Genomic DNA, 12,367 nt, shown 5'->3' with positions numbered 1-12,367 from the left:
ACTGTACACTGACGGTCGCATCTGTGCATAAGGGTTGCGACCGCCGGACGACGGGCCCGGTCGTCCGGTCGGACAAGTAGGTCCCGACATAGACGGCGACAGCCGTTACCGGCGCATCAACGTAGTGGCTGCACGAGCAGGCCGTCGGGCGGCGATGGTGGAGCGACCCGACGGGTGCGAGGACCGAGCATGATCGGACGACACGCGGACGATGGACCCGAGGGGACGAGGGACGAACAGGACGGCCGCCCGCCGGAAGCGGCCGAGGGGCGCGGGGACCGCCATGTACACGCCTCGCGGAGCCGGCGTGGCGTGCTCCGAGGGATGGCCGGCATGGGGGTCGGCGTCGGGACCACGACCCCGGGTCGGGTGCTGGAGGCGGTCGAGGACACGTTCTCGGAGGTCGACGAGGCGGAGCTCCCGGGCTCGGACAGCGACCCGGACCCGCACACCGTGGCGACGTTCCGGGCCGTGGTGGACGCGGTCATCCCGCCGACGCCGGAGCTCACGGACAAACTGAGCGGGGAGCGACTCACCGACGACGACCGGGTGCAGCGGTACGGTGGGCTGACCACCGACCTCGCCGTGCAGGGGGTCCGGTTCATCAACGACTTCATCTCGCCGGAGACGGCCGTCCCGCGGCTGTCGAACACGGGCGAGACGGCGAACCTCTCCGAGGCCGTCGCCGCCATCCTAGACTCGGCGGCGGCGGAGCTGCTGGGCCGCAACGGCAACGAGGACCGTCCGGAGCCCGGACGGTTCGGGCCGGCCGGCGGGCCGTTCGCCAGCCTCGCCCGGACGGACCGCTTCCGGGCGCTGAAGGACATCGAGGACAACGGCGGCAAGAACGGCGGCTTCGTCGTGGCGCTGACCGTCGCCTTCCCCGCGCTCGTCCACTACAGCGACCTCGACGGCTACGACGACTTCCTCGACGCGCCGCCCAGCGAGCGGGCGTTCGAGCCCGCCGAGCACAACACGTTCGATCCCGGCGACGGGGTCGACCTCGGGGGCGGACAGGACGCGCTGCTCGGGTGGAGGCAGTCCGGCTATCCGGGCATCGACGCGGGCTACGACGCCCTGCTGGGCTACGAGCTGGACGAGTCGTACGCGGCGACCGGCTACGGGCGGCGCAACGGGAACGGACGCCCGGGTCGGGGGCCGGGCCGCGCCCCCGGCTCGGGGGCGGGAGGTGGCGGGGACGGACCCGCGGACGACGAACCCGGTGCCGAGGGCTCCGGCGGCGATGCGAGCGACGCGGGCGGCGACCTGCCCCCCGGATTCGGGGAGTGGCTCGACGGGGGTGGTCGCCCGTGAGCACGTTCGACGACCCGGATGTCGTCGTCATCGGTGCCGGCGGGGACGGTCCCGCCTGCGCACAGCGGCTCGGCGAGCGCGGCGTGACGACCCTCGTACTGGAGGCGGGCCCCTGGTACGGCAACACGAAGTGGGAGCACCCGACAGAGGAGCCGGCGGACGGCCAGCGCTACTCCGCCGACCCGGCGGACCTCGACGGCGAGTTGCTGGACGACCAGTTCAGCACCCGGGAGCTGGAGATGATCGAGAAGCTCACCTGGGGGCCGGCCGACGTCGAACGGCCGGTCTGGTTCCGCGAGCAGCCCCAGGACGGCCTCATCATCCAGATCGCGGGCGTCGGCGGCACGACGCTGCACTACACGGGCTGTCACCCACGGGCCTACCCGAGTGCGTTCGACGAGCGTGGGCTCGCGGCTGGGGGCGAGGGCTGGCTCATCGACTACGAGGATCTCGCCGAGAAGGGGCCACGGGGCTCCGAGCGGTCCTACTACCGGACGGTCGAGGACCAGTTGAACGTCTCGCCGGCGCCGACGACGCCGAAGGAGGAGCTCTACTACCAGGGCGCCGCCCGGGCCGGGTTCGACCTGCTGGAGGGCCGTGACGTGGAGGCCGAGGGCTACCGCCCACAGCCCAACGCGATCACCCGGCCCGACGAGGCACTGCGGGCGAACAGCGGCGGGCGAACCGGCGACTACGGCGCCGACAGCGTCGACGGGCACACGCTGGTCGGGACGGAGATCCCCGGCAACCCGCATCCACGAGGCGCCGACTACGCCGACAAGGCGAAGAAGTCGAGCGCCATCGGGGTCGTCCCCGACGCGCTGGAGACCGGCGAGGTCGCCATCCGGCCGAACGCCTTCGTCACGGAGATACTGACCGAACCCGGGCCCGGGAGCGTCGAGGCACGCGGGGTCCGGTTCCGGGACACGTGGAGCGGCGAATCGCGGGTCGTGGAGGCCGACGCGGTGGTGCTGGCGGCGGGCGCCATCGAGTCGCCGCGGCTGTGGCTCAACTCGCCGCTCCCGCGCAACGACTGGGTCGGCCGGGGGCTCACTCTCCACTACGGCGACGTCGTTGCGGGCCTGTTCAGCGAGGAGGCGCTCCGGGCCGCGCTCGGCCAGGAGACCGTCCAGCCCTGGGCCGGCGAGCAGATCGCCGCCCGCTTCGACTGGCCCGGCAAGGGCGGGGTCCAGACGTTCGGCGGCGCCCCCGGGACGACGGCACTCTCGTCGATGGCCGGGTCCCGGCGAACGTTCACCGAGGACGTCATTCCCGAGGGGTACGAGGCCCCCGGAGCGGCCACCTGGGACAGTCAGGGCCGCATCGTCGGCGCGGAGCTGAAGCGGTTCATGGCCGGCTACGACCGGATGCTCTCGCTCCAGATCATGACCGACGACACCCCCCAGAGGCGCAACCGGGTGGAGCTGTCTGGCTACGCCGACGAGCACGGTCACGTCCCGCAGGTGACGTACGCACCCAGCGACGGGGACGAGGCAAAGCGCGAGGCGCTCGCCGAGCGGTGCGCGAGCATCCTGAAGGCCGCCGTGCCGGAGTCGGTGTACAGCGACCCCGGCGAGCGGCTCGAGGACCACGTCCACGTTCACCGGCTCGACGCCGGCCCGAGCGCCATCCACATCCACTCGACGATGCGGATGGGCTTCGTCGCCGACGAGGCCTGCGAGGCCTACGACGTCGACCGGCTGTTCATCGCCGACCACTCCGTGCTCCCGAACGGACTCGGCGGCCCGAACCCGACCAACACCGGACAGGCGCTCGCGATGCGCACCGGCGACCGGATCGCGGACCGCTACTTCGGCGGCTGACCGCCGGCCCGCGCCGGCGAACCCCCGCCGACGTTCGACCGCAGTGATCCTCGTGTGGGCGTTCGTGGCAGGCACTCCGAACCCGGGGTGGCCCGTCTCCGGGCTGTACCAGTATGATCGCCCGTTCGATGCGCTGATGACGGTTACTGACGGAGTTTCTCGTTCGCAAGGGGATCATCGGCGGATGACGCGGAACCGCGGGGACCCGAGGTGGGGACCAGTCGGGCGGGTCGTGTTGGCGGTGGGGCTCCGTGGGTAGGGAGGTTACGAGGCGTCGGTCACGCGGGTTCCACGCGCCACGTGGTCGCGCTCGTGTACGACCACTTCTCGATCTCGAGGTCGGCCGCGGAGTCGCGGAGCTGCACCATCAGCGCGCCGATCTCCTTCGCGGAGAGGCCGACCTCGTCCGCGATGAACTTGCTCTTGAAGTAGAGTTCGCCGTCCTGGGCGCGCTCGCTGAGGTACGCCTGGAGGCGCTCGTACTTGCTCTCGGTCTCGGCATCGTCGGAGGGTGACTGCGTGGTTGCGCTCATCTCTGACACCTCGTCCCGACACTGCAGCCGGACTATCATATAAAGCGATGTCGCTTGCCGTGGCTTCGGCTCGTTTCGTCGCTTAATCGGCGAGAAGGGCATCTTTCACGAGATTTCGAGAGACGGTTAGAACTTTTATCGAGCGTTCTGAGTCTTTCGTTTCCGAATCCTAATTATCGACCATTACAGTCGGGTCGCGCCGCCTCTTGGGCCGGGCTCGGCGTGGAACCGGGCCGCGTTCGATGGCACGCGCACCGGCCGGAACCCCTGCGGCCCGTCAGCTCGCCGCGCCCGCGACCGGGTCACTCGCGCTCGTGGACCCAGAAGGTCTCCGCCTCGGTGACCTCCTTCTTGAAGATGGGGACCTCGTCCTTCAGCCGGTTGATGCCGTCCTCGACCGTCCGGAACGCCTCCTCGCGGTGGCCGGCGAGCACCACCACGAAGACGATGTCCTCGCCGTCGGGGATGACGCCGGTCCGGTGGTGGAGGCGGACCTCGAAGACCCCCTCCCGCTCGGCCAGCTCCGTCTCGATGGTCCGCATCCGGTCGGCGGCGACGGCCTCGTACTTCTCGAACTCCAGATACTGGGTCCGGTCGTCGTCGGGGTCGTCCTGCGCGCGGACCCGGCCGGTGAACGTGGCGATGGCGCCCGACCGGTGGGCGTCGGGGGCACGCTTCACCTCGGCGACGAGCGACTCGACCGTCTCGAACGGTTCCACGTCCTCGATGGTGGCCACGAGGTCATCTACCGGGGCGTCGGCGTCGGCCACCTCGGCGACGACCGTTCCGGGCGGGTCGGCGCCACCCACGGCGACCGTCGGGAGGTCGGCCCCAGTGAACTCCACCGCGAGCGCGTGGTCGTGGTCCGGCGCGAGCCGCTCGATGGCGTCGCGCAGCGAGGGGTCGTCCCCGGTCGCGTGCCACCGGTCGGCGTCGAGGCGGTAGGTCGTGTCGGCGCTCGCCGGACGGGATGCGCTGGCCGGCCCCCCGTCCTCGGCGACCTGTCGGACGACGCCGACGCGCCCCGGGAGCGCCGCCACGAGGCGGGCGGTCAGGGCGTCCGCGCCGGGACCACAGATGGCAACGGTCTGCATGGCCGTTGGCAGGACGGCTGGCGGCTTGTATCCCTCGGACGGTCGAGCGTAAGCGGAAGGTTAACCGACGAGCCGGGGGTACAGACGGGGTATGAAGCTAGTCGTCTCCGTCGGCGGGAGCGTCCTCGCCCCGGACCTCGAACCCGGTCGGGTCGCCGCATACGGCGACGTGCTGGGGACGCTCGCGGCGGACCACGAGGTGGCCGCGGTCGTCGGCGGCGGGCGGGTCGCACGGGAGTATATCGACGCCGCCCGCGAGCTGGGTGGGAACGAGATCGAACTGGACCAGCTCGGCATCGGGGTCACCCGGCTCAACGCCCGCCTCCTGGGCGCGGCGATGGACGGGCCGGTCAAACCGCCCGAGGCGTACGACGCCGCCGCGGAGTCGCTCCGCCGGGACGGGCTGGTCGTGATGGGCGGGGTCGTCCCGGGACAGACCACCGACGCCGTCGCGGCCGCGCTCGCGGAGTACGTCGAAGCCGATCTGCTGGTGTACGCCACGTCGGTTCCGGGCGTGTTCGACGCCGACCCCAACGAATCCCCGGACGCGGAGCGGTACGACCGGCTCCCCGCCGCGGACCTCGTCGAGCTCGTCGCGGCGAGCGGCTCGCTCGGCTCGGCCGGCTCGAACGCCCCCATCGACCTGCTCGCGGCCAAGCTGGTCCAGCGCTCCGGCATCCGGACGCTCGTCCTCGACGGGGCGGACCCCGAGCGGGTCCGACGGGCGGTCCGGAACGGCGAGTTCGAGGGCACCGAGGTCGTCCCCGACGGGGTGGGCGAGGCGTGAGCGAGGAGCCGGGCCCGGCGCCATCGGGTACCGTCGACGTCCCGCTCGATGCCGACGCGTTCGAGGCGCGCTCGCCGCACACCCTCGCCGAGAGCGACCGCCAGCACGCGTTCTGGGCGGACGCCGCCGCCGACGCCGTCGAGGCCCGGGTGGAGGCCGCGGAGGAGGCGGGCGAGCGCGACCCCGACGACCCCATCGTGGTGAAGGGCGGCATCTCCCCGTCCGGCGTCCCCCACCTGGGCAACATGAACGAGGTGATGCGGGGCTACTTCGTCGCCGAGGTGCTCCGCGAGCGGGGCCACGAGGTCCGGCAGGTCTTCACCACGGACGACCGCGACCCGCTGCGGAAGGTCCCCCGGAAGCTGGCCGACCTCGACGGGAACGTGGTCGGCCTCGGCGAGGTCGAGGACGCGGGCGCGCTCGGCCGGAACCTCGGCAAACCGTACACGGCGATCCCGGACCCCTTCGGCTGTTGTGACTCCTACGGCGACCACTTCTCGGAGCTCATCCGGCGCTCGGCCGAGCAGCTGGGTGTCGACATCGAAATCGTCTCCAACACCGAACTGTACGAGTCCGGCCGGCTGGAGGACGCCACGCGGCACGTCCTCGCGAACGCGGACCGGGCCCGCGAGGTGCTGGCGAACTACCAGAACAAGGTCGACGCCGACTACGTCCCGTTCAACCCCATCTGTGCGGAGTGCGGGACGGTGACCGAGACGGTCACCGGGATCGACCTCGAGGCGGGCACCGTCGACTACCGCTGTACGGAGATGGAGGCCGGCGACACCACCATCGGGGGCTGTGGCCACGAGGGGACCGCGACGTTCCGTGAGGGGAAGCTCCCCTGGCGGTTCGAGTGGCCGGCACAGTGGCGCGTCCTCGGCGTCGACTTCGAGCCGTTCGGGAAGGACCACGCCGAGGGCTCCTGGCCCTCCGGCGACCACATCGCCCGCGCCGTCTTCGGCGACCGCCCGCCCGTCCCGATGGTGTACGAGTGGTTCACCCTCAACGGGGAGCCGTTCTCCTCCTCCGCCGGCAACGTCGTCCTCGCGGGCGAGGTACTGGACCTGCTGGAACGCGAGGTCGTCCACTTCTTCTTCGCGAAGGATCCCAAGCGCGCCCGGGACTTCGACATCACGACGCTGGACCAGCTCGTCGACGAGTTCGACCGCTTCGAGCAGGTCATCCTCGGCGAGGTCGAGGCCCCCGAGACGGAGCGCGAACGCGCCGCACGCGTCTACCCCTTCGTCGTCGACGCGGTCCGCCCGGAACGGGTTCGTATCGCCTACACCTTCGCTGCCGTCCTCGGGATGACCGACGACACCGACCTCCGGGAGACGATGGCCCGCCGCTCCGGGCACATCCCCGAGGGGACGCCCGAGTGGGCCGTCGCGGACGCGCTCGACCGCGTCCCGCTCGCCCGGAACTGGGCCGTCCGGACGGACAACGCGTACAACTACCGGCTCGCCGAGACCCTCCCCGCGGTGGAGTTCGACGACGACACCACCGCCGCGCTCGCGGACCTCGCGGACCGCATCGAGGCCGACGACCCCGACGACGAGGCGCTTCAGGAAGCCATCTACGGGACCGCCCGCGACCACGGCGTCGACGTGGGGGACTTCTTCACCGCCGGCTACCGGCTGTTCCTCGACGAGGACCAGGGCCCGCGGCTGGGGCCCTTCCTCGCTGCGCTCGACAGCGCGTTCGTCGTCCGACGGCTGCGGCTGGAAGGGTAGCGGGCTCCGTTCGGTCGGTCGGCGGCTGCCCCGATAATCCGACTATCCGAACCGTTCGGCTCGAAAAGTAGAGCTACGCGTAATACTCCCAGTCCTCGACGGAAACGGCGTCACCCTCAGCGTAGCCCTCCGTCCGTTCGGGCACGACGACCCAGCCATCGGCGAGCGCCACGGACGACAACACGCCCGACCCCGAGGCGCGCGTCGGCGTCGCTTCCAGTCCGTCCTCGCCCCGTTCGACCGTGACCCGCGCGAAGGTCCGGGTTCCGGGTTCGCTGGGGACCTTCCGCGTCAGCGTCGCCTCCCGGGTCGGGTGGTCGTGCAGCGGCAGGTTACCGGCCCACTTGATGGCGGGGCGGAGGAACTGGACGGCGTTGACGATGCAGGCGACCGGATAGCCGGGGAGCATCAGGACCGGGGTGTCCCGGACGACCCCGAAGCCGAAGGGGTGGCCGGGTTTCAGCGCCACGCCGTGGACCAGCACCTCGCCCAGGCGGTCGACGACGCCCGGGATGAGGTCGCGCTCGCCGACGGAGGAGCCGCCGGTGGTGACGATCAGGTCCTTCGTGAGGTCGCGCTCGACGGCGGCCCGGAGCGCCTCCTCGTCGTCGGTGACGACGTTCCGGTATTTCGCGGCGCCGCCCCAGCGCTCGACGTAGCGCGAGATCGTGAGCCCGTTCGTCTCGACCACCTCGCCCGGGCCGGGGTCGCGCTCGACGACCTCCTCGCCGGTGGGGATGACGCCGACGGTCGGGCGCTCGTAGGCCCGGACCCGGCGGACGCCACAGGACTTCAGCAGACCCATATCGGAGGGTCGGAGCTGATGGCCGGCGTCGTAGAGCCGCTGGCCCTGTTCGACGTCCTCACCCGGCGGCGCGACGTTCTCCCCCTCGGCGACCGCGTCGAACACCTCCACCTCGCCGGCGAAGCGGTCGGTATGCTCGACCATCACGACCGCGTCGGCGCCGTCGGGCAGCGCGCTGCCGGTGTGGACACGGGTGGCTTCGCCCGGGCCGACGGACGCCTCGGCCGGCTCCCCGTCGGTGCCGACCTCGCGGAGGATTTCGGGGGCCCGGTCGCTCGCACCGACGGTGTCACCGGCGCGGACGGCGAAGCCGTCCATCGCGGCTCGGTGGTAGTCCGGCACCGCGTGCCGGGCATCGACCGGCTCGGCCAGCGCGCGCCCCTCGGCGACGGACAGGTCGAGCGTGTCCGTCCGGGAGTGGGCCGTCACGGCCCCCCGGAGCCGCTCGCGGGCGGCCTCGACCCTGGTGACCTTCTTGAACCCGTGCTCGTGCAGGTCGCTCATACCAGCCCCGAGGGGCGCGTGGCGCAAAAACGGGTGGGTCGCAGCGGTCGTGGCCAGCCGGGGGGCTGGCGGAGGACGACCGGGCAAGATACTTGTCCCCGCCGAGCCGACGCCGCGGCGTGAACCGTCGGGCCGCGCTCCGCCGACTGACACGCGACCGCGCCGCCGACGAGTCCTGGCACCCGGCGGCCGACGGGCGGTTGGGCCGACGCGCCTGGCTCAAGCGGGCGGGCGCCGCGACGGCCGGTGTCGGCACCGCGGTCGCCGGCAACAACGTCGTGCTCGGCTACGGCGTCGTCTCCGGGACGAACCTCACCCAGCAGTCCATCGGCGACATCGCCTCCGAGCCGTTCCTGGAGCTCCCCCGGGAGGCGCCGGTCCCGGGCGGCCGGCTCCGCATCGACCGCGGCGGCGACCGGCTGTCCGTCCGGGGTGACGGCGTCCGGCGACTCCCGCTCACGGGGACGACGCCCGCGCTGGCCCGGGAGGCGGCCGCCGCGGTCGCCGTCGACCCCGATACCGTCGAGACCGCGGTCGCGGACGTACTGGCCCTCCGTCGTGGCGACGTGCGGTGGGAGCCGGTCGAGTTCGACGCGTTCCGCGGGACGGTCGCCGAGGGGACCCCGCGCCCGGTCGCCACGGGACTCCTCCGGGCAGGCTACACCGACGGCGACCCGGAGACGGTGGCCGCGTTCACCGGCGCGGACCCGACCGACCCCGTCGCGACCGCCTACGCGCTGGCCGGGGCGTTCCGGGAGACGACCTACTACGACGTGCCGCGGTACGTCGCCGGCGCCATCTAGTTCAACGTCCTCCTCGACACGGTCGAGATCCGCAAGTACCTCCGGTCTGACACCTCCTTCGAGGCGCTCGTCGAGGGCCGCACCGACGGGATGTTCTGCCAGGAGCTCACGCACCGCTCCATCGAGGCGTTCCACGCCCCCTCCGTGCTGGCGCAGTCCCCGCCGGTCGCCAGCGTCATCGCGTTCGACCCGCGTCACCGGCACAACTACACCGCGGTCGCCAGCGTCACCCGCCGGGACGGGGAACTGGTCGCCCCCATCGCCTTCCTCGACTACACCCATTCGACGCTGTACGACGACCTGAACCTGCGCGGCGTGCTCGGGGAGGGGCTGGAGGCGTACAACTCGCGCCACCGTGCCCGGGAGCTGGCGTGGTGGCAGGACAGGTGAGCGGGCCGGGCCCATGAGCGACCGTGACCCGAGCCGCCCGGCCCGCGCTCCCGGCGCACTGGTCGGACGCGTCGCCGTCGACCGGCGGGCGCTGGCGGCGCTCCGGGTCGCGCTCGGCCTGCTGCTCGTCGCGGACCTCGCGCTCCGCGCGCGGGCGCTCGGTGCCCACTACACGGACCGCGGCGTCCTGCCACGGACGGCGCTCCGGGAGACGTACGGCCCGCTGGCGGATCTCTCGCTGCACGCGCTCTCGGGCGGGTTCGCGCTCCAGGTCGCCCTGTTCGGCCTCGCCGCCGTCGCCGCGCTCGCGCTCGCCGCCGGCTACCGGACCCGGCTCGCGGCCGTCGTCTCGTGGCTACTGCTGGTCTCACTGCACGCACGCAACCCGCTGCTGTTGAACGCCGGCGACTCGCTGCTCCGCCGGCTGCTGTTCTGGGGCCTCTTCCTCCCGCTCGGTGGCGTCTGGTCGGTCGACGCGGTCGGCCGGGTCGGCGAGGACGGTGCGGACGGGAGCCGAGGGGCGGGGAGCGTCGCCGGCGTCGCGACGGCCGCCCTGCTCGTCCAGGTCGTCATCCTCTACGTCGTCAACGCGGTCATCAAGCTCCGCGGCGGCGCATGGCTGGACGGGACGGCCGTCCGGTACGTCTTCGGCATCGACCATCTGACCCTGTGGCTGGGCGGCGTGCTCGCCGGACAGGGCCCGCTCCTCTCGGCGCTGGGTCACGTCTGGCTCGGACTGCTCGTCCTGTCGCCGCTCCTGCTCGTCGTGCGGGGCTGGCCGCGGGCGCTGCTCGCGGCGGCCCTCGGCGCCGGGCACCTCGGGATGGCGCCCACGCTGCGGCTCGGCCCGTTCGCCTTCGTCTCGATGGCGGCGCTGTTGCCCTTCCTCCCCTCCGTGGTCTGGGACGCCGCCGGGCGCCGTGTCCGGGCGGTCGTCCCGGCCGAGCGCCGTACCCGTGTCGGGCGGGCCGCCCGGGGGCTGGCGGCGCGGCTTCCGCGTGGCCCCGAGCCGAGCCTCGGCGACGACCTGCGGACGGCGGCGCGGCGCGTCGCGGCCGTCGTCGCGGCCGTACTGCTCGTGACGGTCCTGGCCTGGAACGCCGTCTCCGTCGGCGCCGCGCCCGCACCCGCGGAGGTCCGGGACGTCAGCCGGGAGTACCGCTGGGACATGTTCGCGCCGGAGCCCCGCCGGGTCGACGGCTGGTACGTCGCGCCGGCGACGCTGCCGTCCGGCGAGCGGGTCGACGCCTGGAACGGCGGCGCGGTCTCGTGGGCCCCGCCGCCCGACACCGCCGCGACCTTCCCGACCCACCGGTGGCTGGTCTACCTGCTCGACCTGCGCCGGCCCGGCGGGGCCGAGCTCCGCGACGAGTTCGGCGCCTACCTCTGCCGGCGGACGGCCGCCCGTCACGGGACGACGCCGCTGAACGTCTCCGTGACCTACGTCGAGCGGCCGGTCCGGCTGGACGGGCCGACCGAGACCCGGCGCGTCGGCCTCGGGACCTACCGCTGCCGGGCGTGAGCGCCCCGCGCCCCCAGCCACAAGCGGTATATCCGGGCACGACAACGGTTCGGACATGCCGCAGGGACCGGCCGACCCGCTCGCGTGGCTGGCCGTCGCCGCGTTCGTCGCCGCCGTCCTCGCCGAGGCGCGGGACCGCCGGACCGCACGCTTCGTCGCCGCCGGCGCCTGGGTCCTGTTCGCCGTCTTCTGGCTCGCGCTCATCCCGCAGTTCCTGCTCGTCGAGAAGAGCGCCATCGAGGGTGTCCTCAGCGCGCTCGGCGTGCCGGCGTCGCTCTCGGCCGCCTACCTGCTCTACCGGGGGCGGGAGTCGCTGCTCGTCATCACCCGCGGGGTCGCCGTGATGGGGCTCATCTACCTCCCCGCGACGACCATCCCGTGGCTCTACGGCCCGCTCGTCGAGACCACCACGGCACAGGTCGACTTCCTCATCCGCCTCGCCGGCTACGACCCCATGGTCACGGCCGGCGACAAGGGGCTCCGGAACACCTTCGTCTTCACCACCGGCGGCCACCGCTACGAGACGTTCATCATCCTCGCCTGCACGGGCCTGGGGAGCATGGCCATCTTCGCCGGGGTCATCGCCGCCGTCCGGGCGCCGCTGCGCCGGAAGCTGGCCGCACTCGCCCTCTCGGTCCCGGTCATCTGGGTGCTGAACCTGGTCCGGAACGCGTTCATCGCGGTCGCCTTCGGGAAGCAGTGGTTCCAGGTCGCCGTCCCACAGCTGACGGCGCTGTTCGGTATCCCGCCGGGGGACGAGGGGCTCGTCTCCTTCTACCTCGCCGACAAGGTGCTCGCACAGTCGGCCTCCGTCGCCGCCCTGCTGCTCATCACCTACCCCGTCGTCCGGGTGCTGCCCGAACTCGCGACCGTGCTCGACGACGCGCTGTACGTGCTCACCCATCGCGAGTTCCAGGTCGCGGAGACGCTCGGCCTGGACGACGATGGCCAGACGGAGCCGACCACCCCCGACCCCGACCCCGGTCCGGTCGGTCCGGCCCGGGACGACGACTGATGACCGGGGGCGTGCCCGTGCGTCGGGTCGTCCGGTCCGGT

General features: G+C 72.7%; 11 protein-coding genes. 8 read left to right on the top strand and 3 right to left on the bottom strand.

Annotated features, from left to right (window positions below; all coding sequences use genetic code 11):
* The first annotated feature begins 189 nt into the window (after positions 1–189).
* A complete protein-coding gene (locus DP107_RS05185; RefSeq protein ID WP_144261082.1) occupies positions 190–1,314 on the top strand; it encodes a hypothetical protein in 1,125 nt (374 codons plus the stop codon).
* On the top strand, positions 1,311–3,137 hold the full coding sequence (locus tag DP107_RS05180; protein ID WP_144261081.1) for a GMC oxidoreductase: 1,827 nt from the start codon (positions 1,311–1,313) through the stop codon (positions 3,135–3,137). Before DP107_RS05185 ends, DP107_RS05180 begins: the two co-directional genes overlap by 4 nt.
* A 278-nt stretch (positions 3,138–3,415) precedes the next feature.
* Here DP107_RS05180 and DP107_RS05175 read toward each other — a convergent pair whose 3' ends face one another.
* Together DP107_RS05175 and DP107_RS05170 are read right to left on the bottom strand one after the other, a co-directional pair.
* A complete protein-coding gene (locus DP107_RS05175) occupies positions 3,416–3,670 on the bottom strand; it encodes a DUF7123 family protein (RefSeq protein WP_144261080.1) in 255 nt (84 codons plus the stop codon).
* 302 nt (positions 3,671–3,972) lie between these two features.
* Positions 3,973–4,764 (bottom strand): molybdopterin synthase, encoded by a 792-nt coding sequence (locus tag DP107_RS05170; protein WP_144261079.1) that lies wholly within the window; start codon positions 4,762–4,764, stop codon positions 3,973–3,975.
* Between the two features lie 91 nt (positions 4,765–4,855).
* Between DP107_RS05170 and pyrH the strand changes: the two genes are divergently transcribed.
* On the top strand, positions 4,856–5,551 hold the full coding sequence (gene pyrH / locus DP107_RS05165; RefSeq protein WP_144261078.1) for a UMP kinase: 696 nt from the start codon (positions 4,856–4,858) through the stop codon (positions 5,549–5,551).
* On the top strand, positions 5,548–7,287 hold the full coding sequence (gene lysS / locus DP107_RS05160) for a lysine--tRNA ligase (RefSeq protein WP_144261077.1): 1,740 nt from the start codon (positions 5,548–5,550) through the stop codon (positions 7,285–7,287). Before pyrH ends, lysS begins: the two co-directional genes overlap by 4 nt.
* A gap of 73 nt (positions 7,288–7,360) precedes the next feature.
* Here the strand turns inward: lysS and DP107_RS05155 are convergent, their stop codons facing one another.
* Positions 7,361–8,596 carry a molybdopterin molybdotransferase MoeA gene (locus DP107_RS05155; RefSeq protein WP_144261076.1) on the bottom strand — a complete coding sequence of 412 codons (1,236 nt, stop codon included), beginning with the start codon at positions 8,594–8,596 and terminating at the stop codon, positions 7,361–7,363.
* A 119-nt stretch (positions 8,597–8,715) separates the two neighbouring features.
* Between DP107_RS05155 and DP107_RS05150 the strand changes: the two genes are divergently transcribed.
* From DP107_RS05150 to artA, 4 genes are all read left to right on the top strand, one after another.
* On the top strand, positions 8,716–9,399 hold the full coding sequence (locus tag DP107_RS05150; protein WP_144261075.1) for a hypothetical protein: 684 nt from the start codon (positions 8,716–8,718) through the stop codon (positions 9,397–9,399).
* Positions 9,400–9,489: 90 nt separating this feature from the next.
* On the top strand, positions 9,490–9,789 hold the full coding sequence (locus DP107_RS05145) for a hypothetical protein (protein ID WP_144261074.1): 300 nt from the start codon (positions 9,490–9,492) through the stop codon (positions 9,787–9,789).
* Between the two features lie 13 nt (positions 9,790–9,802).
* A complete protein-coding gene (locus DP107_RS05140) occupies positions 9,803–11,311 on the top strand; it encodes an HTTM domain-containing protein (RefSeq protein WP_144261073.1) in 1,509 nt (502 codons plus the stop codon).
* Between the two features lie 55 nt (positions 11,312–11,366).
* Positions 11,367–12,326 carry an archaeosortase A gene (artA, locus tag DP107_RS05135; RefSeq protein ID WP_144261072.1) on the top strand — a complete coding sequence of 320 codons (960 nt, stop codon included), beginning with the start codon at positions 11,367–11,369 and terminating at the stop codon, positions 12,324–12,326.
* Positions 12,327–12,367 lie beyond the last annotated feature (41 nt).

This window comes from Haloglomus irregulare, from assembly GCF_007421925.1.
Classification (GTDB): Archaea; Halobacteriota; Halobacteria; order Halobacteriales; family Haloarculaceae; genus Haloglomus; species Haloglomus irregulare.
This window is presented reverse-complemented; position numbering and strand designations above follow the sequence as displayed.